This is a genomic window from Paraburkholderia sp. BL25I1N1, assembly GCF_003002025.1.
Classification (GTDB): domain Bacteria; phylum Pseudomonadota; class Gammaproteobacteria; order Burkholderiales; family Burkholderiaceae; genus Paraburkholderia.
Genome location: NZ_PVZB01000016.1, coordinates 12,812 through 29,083, shown reverse-complemented (window position 1 = coordinate 29,083; position 16,272 = coordinate 12,812). Strand labels below are relative to the sequence as shown.

The window sequence follows — 16,272 nt, the reverse complement described above, 5'->3', positions numbered from 1 at the left end:
GCGAGCAAAAACCACAGGCCAAAAACAATAAACTGCGACTAACAACCGACACGGGGAACGCGGATGAGCGAACGAAAACAACCCACCACGCTGGTGCTGCCGGGCTACCAGAACTCCGGCGCCGGCCACTGGCAGACGCGTTGGGAAGAACTGAATCCGGCCTTCGCGCGGGTGCGGATGCCGGACTGGGATCACCCTGAGCGCGACGCCTGGTGCCGCACGCTGGACGCCGCGGTGACCGCCGCCGATGCGCCCGTGGTCTTCGCCGCGCACAGCCTCGGCTGCCTGACGACGGCTTTCTGGGCGGCGCAATATGCGAGCGCCGCGCAGCTTGCGAAGGTGGCGGGCGCGTTTCTGGTCGCGCTGCCCGATCCGGCCGAGGCGCATTTTCCGCGGGACGCGCGCGGTTTCGCGCCTGTGCCGCTCGAACGGTTGCCGTTTCCGACCATTGTCGTAGCCAGCAGCGATGATCCCTACGGCGGCGTGGCGTTTTCACAGACCTGTGCGAACGCGTGGGGCAGCCGCTGGATCGACCTCGGCTCGCGCGGCCATATCAACGCGGACAGCGGGCTCGGCGATTGGGACGAAGGGCGTAAGTGGCTGGAGTCGTTCGGGCCGCGCTAGCCGCCCGCGCCGTCGATTGGGGAGTCCGTTTCCGCGCTGGGTTCATCGCGACGTTGCGCTCCGCGGCGCACCTCGCATCTTCGGAGCTTGCGGCGGCCTGACTGCGGACTCAAATTGCGGACTCAAATCACGGACTGGCTCCGCAACGCCGCAATCCTCGCTTCGTCATAGCCCAGCACGTCGCGCAAGATGCTCTCTGTGTGCTCCCCGAGCATGGGCGGATGCGTAAGCGCTTCAGGCGGCGTGCCGGTCATATTGATCGGATTGCGCACCAGCTTAACCGTTCCGCCCGACGGATGCGGCAGGTCCACCTGGAGCCCACGCGCCAGCACCTGCTCGTTCTCGAACACTTCGCCGAGATCGTTGATCGGCCCGCACGGCACACCCGCCGCCTCGAGCGCGGCGATCCATTGCTGCTTGCCCTGCAGGCGGACCATCTCCGCGAGAATCGGCACGAGGATGTCGCGGTTGCGCACCCGCGCCGGGTTGGTGGCAAAGCGCCCGTCGTCCGCCAGTTCCGGGCGGCCGCCCGCTTCGACGAACTTGCGGAACTGACCGTCGTTGCCGACCGCGACGATGATCCACCCGTCGCTCGTCTGGAAGGTCTGATACGGCACGATGTTCGGATGCGCATTGCCCCAGCGCACCGGAGGCTGGCCGCTCGCCAGGTAGTTCGAGTTCATGTTCGCGAGCATCGCGACCTGCACGTCGAGCAGCGCCATGTCGATGTACTGGCCTTCGCCCGTCCGGTCGCGGTGGGTGAGGGCGGTGAGCACGGCGATAGTCGAATACATGCCGGTCATGAGGTCGGCAATCGCGACGCCGGCCTTCTGCGGACCGCCGCCCGGCTGGCCGTCACGCTCGCCGGTAATGCTCATGAAGCCGCCGATGCCTTGCACGATGAAGTCGTACCCGGCGCGCTGCGCATACGGCCCGGTTTGCCCGAAGCCGGTCACCGAGCAATAGACGATGTCGGGCTTCACTTCTTTGAGCGATGCGTAGTCGAGGCCATACTTCTGTAGCTGACCTACCTTGTAGTTCTCCAGCACCACGTCGCTCTGCGCGGCCAGTTCGCGAATGATCCGCTGGCCTTCGGGCGAGGCGATATCCACGGTGACCGAGCGCTTGTTGCGGTTCGCCGCAAGGTAGTACGCGGCCTCGCGCGTGTCTTCGCCTGCGGGTGTCTTGAGGTACGGCGGCCCCCAGTGGCGGGTGTCGTCGCCGACTTCGGGGCGTTCGATCTTGATCACGTCGGCGCCGAAATCGGCGAGCGTTTGCGCGCACCAGGGGCCGGCGAGTACGCGTGTGAGATCCAGCACGCGGATATGACTGAGAGCGCCCATATTGTTCGATGTCTCCTTCTTCGTAGCCAAGGCGGCGCGCGAGGCGCTGCGGGATGGAGGCAATCTTAAGCGATTCCCGCGCGCTGGCGCAGTCGGCCGAACGGTATAGGACGAATGACGGGCCTCGCAAAGTGCCGCCATGTCCCACGGCGCCCGCTCGAACCTGGCCGAACGGCCAGCCATGCAGCCCGCGCCGCCGCGCACGGGCGCCGATCCCGTATAATCAGTCGTTTAAGAAACAAACAGTTGGCGCATCCCACGATGCCGCCGGTAACAGCCAGGGAACTGGCAAACCCGTCCCCCGCACGCCATGAAAGCCGCCGAAATCCGCGAGAAATTCCTCAAGTTCTTCGAATCGAAGGGCCATACGATCGTTCGCTCGTCGAGCCTTGTGCCCGGCAACGACCCGACGCTGCTCTTCACCAATTCGGGAATGGTGCAGTTCAAAGATGTGTTCCTGGGCGCGGAATCGCGCCCCTACTCGCGCGCCACGACCGCGCAGCGCAGCGTGCGCGCCGGCGGCAAGCATAACGATCTGGAAAACGTCGGCTACACCGCGCGTCACCACACGTTCTTCGAAATGCTGGGCAACTTCTCGTTCGGCGACTACTTCAAGCGCGACGCGATCCACTACGCGTGGGAGTTGTTGACGGGCGTGTATCAGTTGCCGAAAGACAAGCTCTGGGTCACCGTCTATCACGAAGACGACGAAGCGCACGACATCTGGGCGAAAGAGGTGGGCGTGCCGGTCGAGCGCATCATTCGCATCGGCGACAACAAGGGCGCGCGCTACGCATCGGACAACTTCTGGCAGATGGCCGACGTCGGTCCGTGCGGCCCGTGCTCGGAAATCTTTTACGACCACGGCCCGGAAGTCTGGGGCGGCCCGCCGGGATCGCCCGAGGAAGACGGTGACCGCTACATCGAGATCTGGAATCTCGTGTTCATGCAGTTCAGCCGCGACGCGCAAGGCAACATGACGCCGCTGCCCAAGCAGTGCGTCGACACCGGCATGGGTCTGGAGCGTATCGCCGCCGTGCTGCAGCACGTGCACAGCAACTACGAGATCGACCTGTTCCAGGCGCTGATCAAGGCCGCCGGCCGCGAAACCGGCGTGAGCGATCTGACCAACAACTCGCTGAAGGTGATCGCCGACCACATCCGCGCGTGCTCCTTCCTGATCGTCGACGGTGTGATTCCGGGCAACGAAGGCCGTGGCTATGTGCTGCGCCGGATCGTGCGCCGTGCGATCCGCCACGGCTACAAGCTGGGCAAGAAGGGTTCGTTTTTCCATCGCATGGTGGGCGATCTCGTCGCGCAAATGGGCGGCGCATACCCGGAACTGAAGGAAGCCGAACAACGCGTGACCGACGTGCTGCGTCAGGAAGAAGAGCGCTTCTTCGAGACCATCGAGCACGGCATGTCGATTCTCGAGAGCGCGCTGGCCGACCTCGAAGCCAAGGGCGGCAAGACGCTCGACGGCGAACTCGCATTCAAGCTGCACGACACGTACGGCTTCCCGCTGGACCTGACGGCGGACGTGTGCCGCGAGCGCGAAGTGACGGTCGACGAAGCCGCCTTCGACGAAGCCATGGCGCGTCAGCGCGAGCAGGCTCGCGCGGCGGGCAAGTTCAAGATGGCGCAAGGCCTCGAATACTCGGGCGCGAAGACCACGTTCCACGGCTACGAAGAAATCGTCTTCGACGACGCGAAGGTTATCGCGTTGTATGTAGATGGCGCCTCCGTGCAGGAAGTGCATGACCATGACGGCCAGCAGGCTGTCGTCGTGCTGGACCACACGCCGTTCTACGCGGAGTCGGGCGGCCAGGTCGGCGACCAGGGCGTGCTCGCCAACGCGAGCGTCCGCTTCGCGGTGAGCGATACGCTAAAGGTGCAGGCCGACGTGGTCGGTCATCACGGCACGCTCGAACAGGGCACGCTGAAGGTGGGCGACGTCGTCAAGGCGGAAATCGACGCGGTGCGCCGCGCTCGCACGCAACGCAACCACTCGGCCACTCACCTGATGCATAAAGCGCTGCGTGAAGTCCTCGGTTCGCACGTGCAGCAGAAGGGCTCGCTCGTCGACGCGGACAAGACCCGTTTCGACTTCGCGCACAACGCGCCGATGACCGACGAGCAGATCCGCCGCGTAGAAGAAATCGTCAACGCCGAAGTGCTGGCGAATGCGCCGGGCATCGTGCGCGTCATGCCGTTCGACGAAGCGGTGAAGGGCGGCGCGATGGCGCTGTTCGGCGAAAAGTACGGCGACGAAGTCCGCGTGCTCGACCTGGGCTTTTCGCGTGAGTTGTGCGGCGGTACGCACGTGCATCGCACCGGCGACATCGGCCTCTTCAAGATCGTCATGGAAGGCGGCGTGGCGGCGGGCATCCGCCGCGTGGAAGCGATCACGGGCGACAACGCCGTGCGCTTCGTGCAGGACCTCGACGCGCGTATCAACGCGGCCGCGGCGGTGTTGAAGGCGCAACCGTCGGAACTGACGCAGCGGATCACGCAGGTCCAGGACCAGGTGAAGTCGCTGGAGAAGGAACTGAGCGCGCTGAAGTCGAAGATGGCGTCGAGCCAGGGCGACGAGCTGGCCGGTCAGGCGATCGAAGTCGACGGTGTGCATGTGCTGGCGGCTACGCTCGAAGGCGCGGACGTCAAGACGCTGCGCGAAACCGTCGACAAGCTGAAGGACAAGTTGAAGAGCGCGGCGATCGTGCTGGCATCGGTCGAAGGCGGCAAGGTGAGCCTGATCGCCGGCGTCACGGCGGACGCGAGCAAGAAGGTCAAGGCAGGCGATCTGGTCAACTTCGTGGCGCAGCAGGTCGGCGGCAAGGGCGGCGGCCGTCCGGACATGGCTCAGGCTGGCGGCACCGAGCCGGCGAATCTGCCGGCGGCGCTGGCTGGCGTGAAGGGCTGGGTCGAAGGCCAGCTTTGATTCTGATGTGATTGGGCCACGCGGGGCGCTGGAAGATCAAGCGTCTCGCGTGGCCCGAGTTTTTTTCAGAGTTTGGCGCGCCGGATTCCGAATGGGCGCCGCGCCGAGCGTTGATTTTGCTCGCAGTGTTCGTTTCGACGGATGCCGGTCCCGCCGCCAAAGATCAGATCGCGCCTTCTGCGGCGGTCGCGATCCCAGTTGAATTCACCGCATCCTGCCGCATTACCAACGCCTGCTTCAACGCGTTCAGCGCGGACGAAAAGTGTCCGCGCCGCCACACCAGCAGCGTCTCGATCACGCCGATATCGGGCAGTTCATGCACCGCGATATTGCTGGCGTCGGTCTGTAAATTCAGCACCGACCGCGGCGCGACCGCCACCCCCGCGCCAGCGGCCACGCAGGCCACGATCGCGTGATAAGAGCCCAGCTCCAGCACGCGCGCCGGCCTCACGCCGTGCTCCAGATACCACTTCTCGATATAAGACCGGTAAGCACAGCCGCGCTCGAACGCGATCAGCGTGGACAACGCAATGTCCCTAACGTCGCGAATCGGCCGATGACCGCGCGGCGTCAGCATTACCAGCTCTTCCCGAAACACCGGTACCGACTCGAATAAATCGCCGAGCGTGGCCGGATCCAACGGCGTCGCCACCAACGCCGCATCCACTTCGAATTCACGCACCCGCTCGATCAGCTTGCCGGTCGTGCCGGTCTCGAGTTCCAGCGCGACGGCGGGCCACTGCTGGTGATAACGTGCGAGCAGGGCGGGAAGACGCGTAGCCGCGACACTTTCCATCGTGCCCAAACGCAACCGTCCGCTTGGACGATCCTCACGCACTGCGTGACGCGCTTCATCCGCGAGCGCGAGCAGGCGCTCGGCGTACGGCAGCAGCGTCTCGCCGGCGGGCGTCAGCACGAGACGGCGGCCGTCGCGGATGAACAGGTCGGTGCCCAATTGCTCCTCGAGCTGCTTGATACGCGTGGTAACGTTCGATTGCACACGATTGAGCTTGGCGGCAGCGCGCGTCACGCCGTTTTCCCGCACGACGGCGCGAAAAATGGTCAAAGCGGCCAGGTCCATGATTCTCTCTAGGCGATGGGTGATATCCGAATTATTCATTTTTCGTGATTGAAAGGTCAAGCTAGTATGGATATCCGCCATCCGACCCGTTGACTGCATTCATTGCCGCCGCCCATGAACGACCTCGCCTCCACCCCGCACGGCAGCTTCGCCGAACGCCACGCCGCCCGTCGCGCGGCGCTTGCCTGCATGGTCACGCTGGCCGTCGCGCTCGGCATCGGGCGATTCGCATTCACGCCGCTCTTGCCGCTGATGCTTCACGGCGGCGGATCCGGTCAGCCGCAGCTCGATATTCAGCATGGCGGCTGGCTGGCGTCGTTCAATTACGCCGGGTATTTCGTCGGCGCGGTCACGTGCGCGGCGCTGCGGATCGAGCCGGCGCGGATGGTGCGCATGGGGCTCGCCGCGACGGTGCTGCTGACGTTGACGATGGGCGTGACGAGCCAGTTCTGGGTCTGGGCGGCGGTGCGGTTTATCGCGGGCGCGATCAGTGCCTGGACGTTCGTCTTCGCGTCCCAGTGGGGCTTGCGGCGGCTCGCCGAAATCGGGGCGCACGGGTGGGGCGGGGTGATCTATACGGGGCCCGGCGTGGGCATTGTCGGCACGGGCTTGCTGGTCAGTGTGGCAGGCGGGTACGGGGCCGCCACCGGATGGATCGGGTTCGGGCTGATCGCGGCGATTCTGTCGGTCGTGGTTTGGCCGGTGTTCGGCACTGCGTCCAGCGGCGGAGAAAAGGCTCGAAGCGCTCGCATGGTCGGTTCCGGTAGTGGCGATCAGGCGTGTGCCGGCAAGACGAGCCAGCGTGTCGGCGGCCAGGCCGGCGCGACTGAACGCGCCGCAGTCCAGGGTGCAACCACCCACGCAACCCACCGCGCCGACGCCCTCTGGCTCGTCCTCCTCTACGGCATCCCAGGGTTCGGCTACATCATCACCGCGACGTTCCTGCCCGTCATCGCACGTCACGCATTGCCCGGCTCGTCGTGGCCCGACCTGTTCTGGCCAATGTTCGGCGCGGCGCTGATCGTCGGCGCATTGCTGGCGGCGCGTTTGCCCGTGCATTGGGACAACCGCACGCTGCTGGCCGGCTGCTATGTGCTGCAGGCGTGCGGCATCGCCCTTGGCATCGTGCGGCCGACGGCGGCCGGCTTCTCGTTCGGCAGCATCCTGATCGGCCTGCCGTTCACCGCGATCACGCTATTCGCGATGCGCGAGGCGCGGCGCCTGCGTGGCGACGACGCTGCCGGCCTGATGGGCTACGCGACGGCGGCCTACGGCGTCGGCCAGATCGTCGGCCCACTGGTCGCCGCGCCGATCGCCGAGCAGACCGGGTCGTTTTCACCGGCCTTGTGGCTGGCGGCGGGGGCGTTGTTGCTGGGCGCGACCGGGCTACTCGTCGTCGCGCGCATGCCGCGCGGCCGGGGCCGCATGCCCGATTGCGGATGCCACTGAGCGCGCATCGATAAAGGCGTTGCTGCCCACGCTGCAGCCCGCGGAAAACAAATAACCGCAGCGCGCACTAAAATGACCGCTTTCCGTCATTCCAGCGCGCCCATCGCCGGACGCGCCGCCCGCCATGCAACATTTCGCGTCCGACAACTACGCCGGCATCTGTCCCGAAGCCCTCGACGCGCTGATCGCCGCCAACAACAGCGGCCACGAACCAGCCTACGGCGACGATTCCTGGACCAACCAGGTGTGCGACCGCCTGCGCGACCTGTTCCAGACCGACTGCGAAGTGTTTTTCGTGTTCAACGGCACGGCCGCCAATTCACTGGCGCTCGCGTCGCTGTGCCAGTCGTATCACTCGGTGATCTGCCACGAACTCGCGCACATCGAAACCGACGAATGCGGCGGCCCGGAGTTCTTCTCGGGCGGCTCGAAGTTGCTGACCGCGCCGGGCATCGGTGGCAAGCTCACGCCGGATGCGATCGAAGCCGTCGTCACGCGCCGCGCCGACATCCATTACCCGAAGCCGAAAGTCGTCACGCTCACCCAATCGACGGAAGTCGGCACGGTCTACAGCGTCGAGGAAGTGCGGGCGATCGCGGCGATCGCCAAACGGCGTCATCTGAAGGTGCATATGGACGGCGCGCGTTTTGCCAACGCGGTCGCCGCGCTGGACGTGCATCCGTCGGAGATCACGTGGCGCGCGGGCGTCGACGTGCTGTGCTTCGGCGGCACCAAGAACGGCTTGCCGGTGGGTGAAGCGGTGGTGTTCTTCGACCGCGCGCTCGCCGACGATTTCGCGTACCGCCTGAAGCAAGCCGGCCAACTGGCGTCGAAGATGCGCTTCATTTCCGCGCCGTGGCTCGGCCTGCTCGACAACGACGTGTGGCTGCGCAACGCGCGTCACGCGAACGCGATGGCGCAACTGCTGCAAACGCGGTTGCGGGAAATTCCGGGCGTGAGCATCATGTTCCCCGGAGAATCGAACGCGGTCTTTGCGCAATTGCCCGCGCAAGCCGCCAAGGCCATGCGCGCGCGTGGCTGGAAGTTCTACGAATTCATCGGCGCGGGCGGATGCCGGCTGATGTGCGCGTGGGATACGCAGCCGGAAACGGTCGAGCGGTTCGCCGCCGAGGTGCGCGAGTTGTGCGCGGCGTGAAAACCAGAAGCTAACGACAAACACGATTACACAAGACAACAAGACGTCCTCCTCGCCATGACCGATTACCGATTTTGCCCACGCTGCGCCACGCCTTTGACCGAGCGCGCCGACGCCGCACACGAAGGCGGCCGCATCCGTCAGAGCTGTCCTGATACGGCGTGCGGCTACGTCCATTGGAACAATTCGCTGCCGGTGGTGGCGGCGATCGTCGAATACGAAGGCAAGATTCTGCTTGCGCGCAACGCCGCATGGCCGGAGGGCATGTTCGCGCTGATCACGGGCTTCCTCGAAAACGGCGAGACGCCGGAAGAGGGCATTGCCCGCGAAGTGTTCGAGGAAACCTCGCTGCACGCGGAGACGGCCGAGCTGATCGGCGTGTACGAATTCATGCGCAAGAACGAACTGATCATCGCGTATCACGTGAAGGCGTACGGCACGATCGCGTTGTCGCCGGAATTGCTGGAGTACCGGCTGGTCGAGCCGGCCAAATTGCGGCCGTGGCGCGCGGGCACCGGCCAGGCGCTCGGCGAATGGATGCGGCGGCGCGGCCTGCCGTTCGAGTTCGTCGAAAGACCGGGGCAGTGAGCCGGTTGACTGGTTCGCCGATGAGCCGTGCTGGGCGAGTAGCGCAGCACGGCTCATATCTCCTGTCTGATCACGCGCCGTCAGCGAAGGCGCTCGCAGCGCATGCTGACCGAATCGCATTGACGAAAACAACCAGCCGCACAACGTTCACGATAACGCCCGAGACGACCACGCCAGCATGAACAAACCCGCATCCGCCCCGCGCGGCGCCTACCCGCACTTCCTGACGATCCCGACCCGCTGGATGGATAACGACGTCTACGGCCATGTGAACAACGTCGTCTACTACAGCTATTTCGACACCGTGGTGAACGAGTATCTGATCCGCGCCGGCGTGCTCGATTTCGAGCAGGGCGAGACGATCGGCCTCGTGGTCGAGACGCAATGCAATTATTTCGCGCCGCTGGCGTTCCCCGACCGGATCGACGCGGGCCTGCGCGTGATACGGCTCGGCACGTCGAGCGTGCGCTATCAGGTCGGTCTCTTCAAGGAAGGCGAGGACCAACCCGCCGCGCAAGGACACTTCGTGCATGTGTATGTGAATCGTGTCACACGGCGCCCGGTGAATCTGCCCGCGCAATTGCGCGCGGCGCTCGAACCGTTGAGCGTCGCGGAACAGCCGGATTAGGCGCGTGCAGTCGTTCGTTATCAATCTGCTCAACGGCGTCAGTTACGGCCTGCTGCTGTTCATGCTGTCGGCGGGCCTGACGCTGATCTTCAGCATGCTCGGCGTGCTGAATTTCGCGCATGCGAGTTTTTACATGCTCGGCGCGTATGTTGGATTTTCGGTGGCGGCGCGCGCGGGCTTCTGGAGCGCGCTGGTCGTCGCGCCGCTCGTCGTCGGGCTGATCGGCGCGGCTCTCGAGCGTTGGCTGTTGCGGCGCGTGCGCGTGCAGGGCCATTTAGCCGAGTTGCAGCTGACGTTCGGCGCCGCGTATCTGCTCGGCGAACTGGTCAAGCTCGGCTGGGGCTTGAGTCCGCTGTCCGCGACCGTGCCCGTCGTGCTCGACGGGCCGCTTTTCACCGTCTACGGCGCGGCGTTCGCCCGCTATCGCGCGTTCATGATGGCGGTGTCGCTCGCCATGCTCGCTGTTCTGTTCGCGGTGTTGCGCGTGTCGAAGGCGGGCCTGATCGTGCGCGCCGCGCTCACGCACGCGAGCGCCGTCGAAGCGCTCGGCCACAACGTGCCACGCGTGTTCACCGGCGTGTTCGCGGCCGGCACGGCGCTCGCCGCGCTGGCCGGCGTGATCGGCGCGCCGCTCTTCGTGGTCGAGCCGGGGATGGCGGAGTCGCTCGGCTCGATCGTGTTCGTGGTGGTCGTGATTGGCGGGCTGGGTTCGCTGACGGGCGCGCTGGCAGCGTCGCTGCTGGTCGGTTGCGTGCAGACGCTGGCTGTGGCGAGCAATGTGTCGCTGGGCGACGTCCTGTCGATTTTCGACGCAACGCTCCCCGTCGAATGGGACGCGCTGACGCTTGCGCAACTCGCGCCGCTGATTCCGTATCTGCTGCTGGTGGCGATGCTGGCGCTGCGCCCGCGCGGCCTGTTCGGACGGCGCGACGATCATGCGTGAGGCCAAGGAATCATCGGCGCTGTCCGCGAGCGCGCCGCGTGCGCTGTGGCGCGTGCTCGCGCCGTGGCTTGCGCTGCTTCTGTTGCTTGCCGTGCCGCCCTTCGTCTGGCCGCAAAGCTGGCTGCTCGCCTATCTCGCGCAGACCGCAACGATGATTGTGTTCGCGCTTTCATACAACCTGCTGCTCGGCGAGACGGGGCTGCTGTCGTTCGGTCATGCCGCTTACTCGGGATTGGGCGCGCTGGCGGCCGCGCAGGTGTTCAACCGGATAGGTGTGCCGCTCGCGCTGCTGCCGCTGGTCGGTGGAATTGGCGGCGTGCTGTGCGGCGTGCCGTTCGGCTTCATTTCGACGCGGCGCGCCGGCACGGCCTTCGCGATGATCACGCTCGGTCTCGGCGAACTCGTCGCGGCCGCGGCGTGGACGCTGCCTGACTGGTTCGGCGGCGAGGCGGGCGTGGCGATCGATCGCGCGAGCGGCGTGCCGCTGGGAAGCTGGAGCTTCGGCCCGGCGCGCGAGGCGTATGCGCTGATTGCCGTGTGGTGCCTGCTCGCGTGCGCGGCGATGTTCGCGCTTTCGCGCACGCCTCTCATGCGCCTTGCCAATGCCGTGCGTGACAATCCCGTGCGGGCGGCGGCCATCGGCTGCTATCCGCGTCGCATTCGCCATGGCGTCGTGGTGATGTCAGCGTTTTTCGCGGGTATCGCGGGGACGCTGGCGCTGATCAATGTGGAGCTGGTGTCGACGGAAAGCGTCGGCATGCTGCGCTCGGGCGCGGTGTTGATCGCCACGGTGATCGGCGGCACGGCGGCGTTTTGCGGGCCGGTCGCGGGCGCGGTCGTTCTGACGTTTTTCAGCGTCGCGGTGGCGAGCGTCACGCGAGCCTGGCTGTTCTATCTGGGGCTGTTCTTCATCGTGGTCGTGGCGATGTCGCCCGATGGATTGGCGGGCTTCGCGCAGCGTTTCATGGCGCGGGTGGCCGCGCACGGCTGGCGCCGCTGCGCCGCTGCGTATTGGTGGGGCACGGCCGCCGCATTGTTGTGGACCGTGGCCGTCGTGCTCGCCGTGCAATGGGCCTACGCGGCGCAATTCGGCGCAAGCGACGGCGCGGCGTTCGATGTGCCGGGCGTGCCGTCGTGGATCATCGCGTCGCCGCTTTACTTCGGCGCCATGATCTTTGTGCTGGCCACGCTGGGAGCACTGGCCGCGCATTACGCGAGGCGCGCTCAAGCGTTGCTCATGAGCCCGCGCTCAAGCGCCACGGCCACCGCCGGAGCCTCGCGATGATCCCCGCGCTCGCGCTCTACGGCATCGAAAAACGCTTCGGCTCGACACGGATTCTGCGCGGCGTCGACCTCGCGATCCAACCCGGCGAGCGCCACGCGCTGATAGGTCCTAACGGCGCGGGCAAGTCGACGCTCTTCAATCTGATCGCCGGCGGCGCGCGGCCGAACGCGGGGCGCATCGATCTGTTCGGCGCCGAGATCACGCGGCTCGCGCCAGCCGCGATCACGCGTCGCGGGCTTGCGCGCAGCTTCCAGAGCACCAGCGTGTTCACGCGGCTCAGCGTGTTCGACAACCTGCGCTGCGCGGCGCTGCTGGCTGAGCGCGACCGCACGCGCTGGTGGCAGCGTTTCAGCGGCTCGCCAACGGTCGACGCGCGCGCCGCACACGTGCTCGACGCGGTGGGCCTGAGCGAGCGCCGCCACGTTCAGGCCGGCACGCTCAGCTATGCCGAGCAGCGCGCGCTCGATCTCGGCATCGCGCTTGCGGGCGGCGCGCATACCTTGCTGCTCGACGAACCGACTGCCGGCATGAATCGCGCGGAGGCGGCGCGCACCGTCGAACTGATTCGCGAGACCACGGCGGGCCGCACGCTGCTGATGGTCGAGCACGACATGGACGCGGTCTTCGCGATCGCCGATCGCATTTCGGTGCTCGTGCAAGGGCGCATCATCGCGAGCGGCACGCCGGCGGCGATCCGCGCCAACGAGACCGTGCGCGCCGCCTATCTCGGCGAAGGGTTCGGCACATGAGCGCCTTGCTCGAGATTCGCGCGCTGAACGCGTGGTACGGCGCGAGCCAGGCGCTGCACGGCGTCACGCTCAGCATTGAAGCGGGCGAAGTGTTGGCGCTGGTCGGCCGTAACGGCTCGGGCCGCTCGACGCTTGCACGCGCGATCATGGGCCTCGTGCGCAGCGAAGGCGAGTTGCGTTTCGCGGGCCGACCGCTCGGCGGTCTGCGCACCTTCGAGATCGCGCGTCTCGGGCTCGGTTACGTACCGGAACATCGTGACGTTTTCCCGACGCTGAGCGTGCACGAGAATCTGCAACTCGGCGTCGCGCCACGGGATCGCGGCCGCGCGCCGCGCTTCACCTTCGACGACGCTTACGCGCTTTTCCCCGTGCTGCGCGAACGAAAGCGCGCGCGCGCGGGCGCGCTCTCGGGCGGCGAGCAGCAGATGCTGACGCTGGCCCGCGCGCTGCTCGGCGACCCCGATTTGCTCGTCATCGACGAACCCGGCGAGGGTCTCGCGAGCCTCGTGATGGAACAGGTCGCGCAATGCTTGCGGACCTTGCGTGATCGCGGCGTGGCGATGCTGCTGATCGAGCAGCGTCTCGTGATTGCGCAGGACATCGCCAGCCGCGTCGCGGTGATGGGGCACGGCGAAATCGTGTTCGACGGCGCGCTCGCGTCGTTCTTGCAGCGGGCGGACGTGATGCGGGAATGGCTCGGCGTCGGTTGATGGATCCACGTCCGCTGACGGCGCTTTATTGCGGCGCCGCACCGTGATGAGTGACCGTTGCGCTGTCCTTGCCGAATGCCTCTCACGTCGAACGAATCGTGCGATCCGCGCAGAGCGCTCGGATCGCGCCAATCGTGCCGTTTGAATCCTATTTGTCCACACGCCGCTCACGCCACGTGCACGCGGTTCTCCGCTCGGCCGCCGCAGCGATTCAAACGCTTGATCGTTTGGTGAGCGTCCTCCAGAAATCTTGTCGGCAGCGCGCCGACAAATAAAGACAATGGGGTAAAAGACGCGTGACGGCGGCTTGCTGTTTAAAGCCACTGTATGCGCGACGAACCATGTTGTGCCCGGCGCGCGCGAGGCGCATCGCGGCTTCAGGAGGAGACATCATGAGACGGAGACGCGCATTGCATGTGGCGTCGGCGAACGATCCGCAGAAGTCCACGTGCTCGCTGCAGGATCTGAAGTCGAAGCACGCGCGGTGGTATACGCCGATCTGCGCGGGCACGGCGTTGTTGACGGCCGCGCTACTGATGTCCGCCTGCGCCGACGCGAGCTCGACAACCGGCGACGCGGCCTCCGCAACGCCGAATCCCGCGAACACGACAGCCGGTGCGTCGAGCAACGAAGCCGGAACCACCGGCCGCAGCGCGAGTGCCGCCGCAGCGCCGGACGCCGCGCTCGCCGCTCGACCTGCCTCGTCGACGCGCCCCGCACTCGAACTCGCCAAGGCCAGGCAACTGGCCGCGGAGCAAAGCGTCGCCGCGCGCGTGCCCTCGGCGAGCGGGATGAGCGAGAAACGCTGCCGTCCGCTAACGCTGCGCGATTCCGGCATCGACGGCTCGCTGATGTTCGCGCGCGACGTCGACTTTCGCGTGACCGGCGATATCGGCTTCATGATTCACGACATGGCGGCGACGCTGAGCCCGGCGCGGCCCGGCCAGCCGATCGTATTCGACGATCCGACCAGCGTGACGATCAACGTCCACCGCGGCCATGTAACGCTCGACACGGCGAAGCTCACGGCAATCTTCAACCGTTACCTGTTCCAGTATCAGGGCTCGCCGCTGCGCAACATGCGCGTCGTGCCGCAGGACGGCGGCAATCTGCGCATTACCGGCGAGATGCATCGTGAGACGTGGGTGCCGATCGTGCTGAGCGGATCGCTGTCCATGCGCGATGCCGACGAACTCGTCTTTCACGCCGATCACGTCGAAGTGGCCGGTGTCGGCGCCGACAAGCTGATGCAGGCCGCGCACGTGAAGATGGCCGACCTGCTGAAAGTGGACACGCCGATCGCGCGTCTGGACGGCGACGACGTCGTGATGCAGGTGGCCAGACTGACGCCGCCGCCCGCGTTGCGTATGACGATCACGCAGATTGAAACGAGTGCTGCAGGCGTACGCTTCACGCTCGACGACCGTACCGTGCGGGGCATCGTCTGGCCCGCGACGATGCCCGCACGCGGCATGCTGGTGCAGGGCGGCGACGTAAAATTCATGCGCGCCATGCCGATGAACATCGACATGGCGCTCACGCCGGTCGACGGCAAAGCGCCGTTCGTGCTGGACCTGTACCACTATCGCGAGCAGATGGCGGCCGGCTATTTCACCTTCGACGAAGCGGGCGCACTGAATGTGCATCTGCCGTCATATGCAACGCTAGCCGGCGCGGACAAAGACACGCCTCTGCAAACAGGCAGCGCGAGCGCACGCTTTAACGACAGCTTCATTCGCGCGCAGCAGGCCGCGCTCGCGCAGGCGCGGCTCGTGTGGCAACACGCGCCGCAGACGGTGCGGACCGCGTCGGTGGCGCGCGCGATTCCGGTCGGCACGCGCGCGGCATTCGCGGGGCAGAGCCTGGCGACACCGGGTTCGGCTTTGAGCGACGAGCGTCATTCGTCGGGGCCCGCACCGCTGATTCACATCGAGAATGTCGACTTCTACGTGTCGGGGCGCATCGGTTTTCACGTGCGCACGCTGGACGCGCAGATGGTGCCGAAAAAACCAGGACAACCGGTCGATCTGGACGATCCCGATCAGTACGATATCCGTATCATCGGCGGCGAGGTCGTGGAGCCGTGGCCCGCGATGGCGGCGCTTTTCAACGACTATCTGCTCGACTACGAGCCGCGCTCGCTCAACGATTTGCAGTTGAAACCGGTGGACGGCAAGCTGGAAGTGAGCGGCGGCATCAAGTTATGGAATCACTTTCCCGGTGTCTGGCTGCCGACCACGATGAGCGGCACGATTGTCGCCAGAGATGAGCGGCATCTTGTGTATGAGCCGACGTCAGTGAAGGTGCTCGGCGTGCCGCAGGCCGGCTTGCTGCGCGCGTTGGATATTCCGCTCGCCTCGCTTACGCCGTTCACGCGCAAGGGCGTCGCGCTGAAGGGCAACGAGCTGGTGTTCGATCAGTACACCGTGTTTCCGCCGCCGGTTTTGCAAGGGCGTCTCGCCAGCGCGACGGTCAACGACGAAGGTCTCGTGCTGAAGTTCAAGCGCGACGGCAACGTCGCCGCCGCGAGGCCGCCTGCGGGCGCGGGCAAGAGCTTCGTCTGGATCGAATCCGGCGACGTGAAGATGTTCAACTCGCTGGTGACGAATACGCGCACCTTCATCAAGGACAGTTCGAACCCCGGCGTGATGAAGTTCGATCTGTACGCTTATCGCAAGGACGTGTCGAAGGGAACAGTGAAGATGGGCGAAGACGGCGGCCTGGACGTCGATCTGGCCATTAGAAAATAACCCGCGTGGTGCTTTTGAAAGCGCC

The 16,272-nt window shown here is 65.9% G+C and carries 13 protein-coding genes; 11 read left to right on the top strand and 2 right to left on the bottom strand.

Annotation, left to right across the window (positions count from 1 at the left end; translation table 11 throughout):
* Positions 1–63: 63 nt before the first annotated feature.
* Positions 64–624, top strand: coding sequence for an alpha/beta hydrolase (locus B0G73_RS23655; RefSeq protein ID WP_106283681.1), 561 nt, complete (start codon positions 64–66; stop codon positions 622–624).
* Positions 625–746: 122 nt separating this feature from the next.
* Here the strand turns inward: B0G73_RS23655 and B0G73_RS23650 are convergent, their stop codons facing one another.
* Complete coding sequence (locus B0G73_RS23650; protein WP_106283680.1) at positions 747–1,967, bottom strand: CaiB/BaiF CoA-transferase family protein; 1,221 nt, start codon at positions 1,965–1,967, stop codon at positions 747–749.
* 310 nt (positions 1,968–2,277) lie between these two features.
* Here B0G73_RS23650 and alaS point away from each other — a divergent pair, with 310 nt between their 5' ends.
* Positions 2,278–4,908, top strand: coding sequence for an alanine--tRNA ligase (alaS, locus tag B0G73_RS23645; RefSeq protein ID WP_106283679.1), 2,631 nt, complete (start codon positions 2,278–2,280; stop codon positions 4,906–4,908).
* A 163-nt stretch (positions 4,909–5,071) separates the two neighbouring features.
* On the opposite strand, the gene B0G73_RS23640 is transcribed toward alaS, so the two are convergent.
* The gene (locus B0G73_RS23640) at positions 5,072–5,989 is read right to left on the bottom strand and encodes a LysR family transcriptional regulator (RefSeq protein WP_106283678.1); all 918 of its coding nucleotides are present in this window, start codon (positions 5,987–5,989) and stop codon (positions 5,072–5,074) included.
* A gap of 114 nt (positions 5,990–6,103) precedes the next feature.
* On the opposite strand from B0G73_RS23640, the gene B0G73_RS23635 reads away from it, so the two are divergent.
* From B0G73_RS23635 to B0G73_RS23595, 9 genes are all read left to right on the top strand, one after another.
* Positions 6,104–7,438: a YbfB/YjiJ family MFS transporter gene (locus tag B0G73_RS23635; protein ID WP_106283677.1), complete on the top strand. Its 1,335-nt coding sequence runs from the start codon at positions 6,104–6,106 to the stop codon at positions 7,436–7,438.
* Between the two features lie 124 nt (positions 7,439–7,562).
* Positions 7,563–8,594 carry a low specificity L-threonine aldolase gene (locus B0G73_RS23630; RefSeq protein WP_106283676.1) on the top strand — a complete coding sequence of 344 codons (1,032 nt, stop codon included), beginning with the start codon at positions 7,563–7,565 and terminating at the stop codon, positions 8,592–8,594.
* Positions 8,595–8,651: 57 nt separating this feature from the next.
* Positions 8,652–9,182, top strand: a complete 531-nt coding sequence (locus B0G73_RS23625) for an NUDIX domain-containing protein (RefSeq protein ID WP_106283675.1) — start codon at positions 8,652–8,654, stop codon at positions 9,180–9,182.
* A 178-nt stretch (positions 9,183–9,360) separates the two neighbouring features.
* Positions 9,361–9,810, top strand: a complete 450-nt coding sequence (locus B0G73_RS23620; RefSeq protein WP_106283674.1) for a thioesterase family protein — start codon at positions 9,361–9,363, stop codon at positions 9,808–9,810.
* 4 nt (positions 9,811–9,814) lie between these two features.
* Positions 9,815–10,753 carry a branched-chain amino acid ABC transporter permease gene (locus tag B0G73_RS23615; protein WP_106283673.1) on the top strand — a complete coding sequence of 313 codons (939 nt, stop codon included), beginning with the start codon at positions 9,815–9,817 and terminating at the stop codon, positions 10,751–10,753.
* Positions 10,746–12,038 (top strand): branched-chain amino acid ABC transporter permease, encoded by a 1,293-nt coding sequence (locus B0G73_RS23610; protein ID WP_106283672.1) that lies wholly within the window; start codon positions 10,746–10,748, stop codon positions 12,036–12,038. The genes B0G73_RS23615 and B0G73_RS23610 overlap by 8 nt, the downstream gene beginning before the upstream one ends.
* The gene (locus B0G73_RS23605; protein ID WP_106283671.1) at positions 12,035–12,787 is read left to right on the top strand and encodes an ABC transporter ATP-binding protein; all 753 of its coding nucleotides are present in this window, start codon (positions 12,035–12,037) and stop codon (positions 12,785–12,787) included. The genes B0G73_RS23610 and B0G73_RS23605 overlap by 4 nt, the downstream gene beginning before the upstream one ends.
* Positions 12,784–13,497: an ABC transporter ATP-binding protein gene (locus tag B0G73_RS23600; protein ID WP_106283670.1), complete on the top strand. Its 714-nt coding sequence runs from the start codon at positions 12,784–12,786 to the stop codon at positions 13,495–13,497. The genes B0G73_RS23605 and B0G73_RS23600 overlap by 4 nt, the downstream gene beginning before the upstream one ends.
* A 392-nt stretch (positions 13,498–13,889) precedes the next feature.
* Positions 13,890–16,247, top strand: a complete 2,358-nt coding sequence (locus B0G73_RS23595) for a hypothetical protein (RefSeq protein ID WP_106283669.1) — start codon at positions 13,890–13,892, stop codon at positions 16,245–16,247.
* Positions 16,248–16,272 lie beyond the last annotated feature (25 nt).

Bases quoted from the DNA above. Each gene is read 5' to 3' on its own strand.
- B0G73_RS23625 (WP_106283675.1), top strand. From the start codon at position 8,652: ATGACCGATTACCGATTTTGCCCACGCTGCGCCACGCCTTTGACCGAG.
- B0G73_RS23600 (WP_106283670.1), top strand. From the start codon at position 12,784: ATGAGCGCCTTGCTCGAGATTCGCGCGCTGAACGCGTGGTACGGCGCG.
- alaS (WP_106283679.1), top strand. From the start codon at position 2,278: ATGAAAGCCGCCGAAATCCGCGAGAAATTCCTCAAGTTCTTCGAATCG.
- B0G73_RS23595 (WP_106283669.1), top strand. From the start codon at position 13,890: ATGAGACGGAGACGCGCATTGCATGTGGCGTCGGCGAACGATCCGCAG.
- B0G73_RS23630 (WP_106283676.1), top strand. From the start codon at position 7,563: ATGCAACATTTCGCGTCCGACAACTACGCCGGCATCTGTCCCGAAGCC.
- B0G73_RS23650 (WP_106283680.1), bottom strand. From the start codon at position 1,967: ATGGGCGCTCTCAGTCATATCCGCGTGCTGGATCTCACACGCGTACTC.
- B0G73_RS23605 (WP_106283671.1), top strand. From the start codon at position 12,035: ATGATCCCCGCGCTCGCGCTCTACGGCATCGAAAAACGCTTCGGCTCG.
- B0G73_RS23640 (WP_106283678.1), bottom strand. From the start codon at position 5,989: ATGGACCTGGCCGCTTTGACCATTTTTCGCGCCGTCGTGCGGGAAAAC.
- B0G73_RS23610 (WP_106283672.1), top strand. From the start codon at position 10,746: ATGCGTGAGGCCAAGGAATCATCGGCGCTGTCCGCGAGCGCGCCGCGT.
- B0G73_RS23620 (WP_106283674.1), top strand. From the start codon at position 9,361: ATGAACAAACCCGCATCCGCCCCGCGCGGCGCCTACCCGCACTTCCTG.
- B0G73_RS23635 (WP_106283677.1), top strand. From the start codon at position 6,104: ATGAACGACCTCGCCTCCACCCCGCACGGCAGCTTCGCCGAACGCCAC.
- B0G73_RS23655 (WP_106283681.1), top strand. From the start codon at position 64: ATGAGCGAACGAAAACAACCCACCACGCTGGTGCTGCCGGGCTACCAG.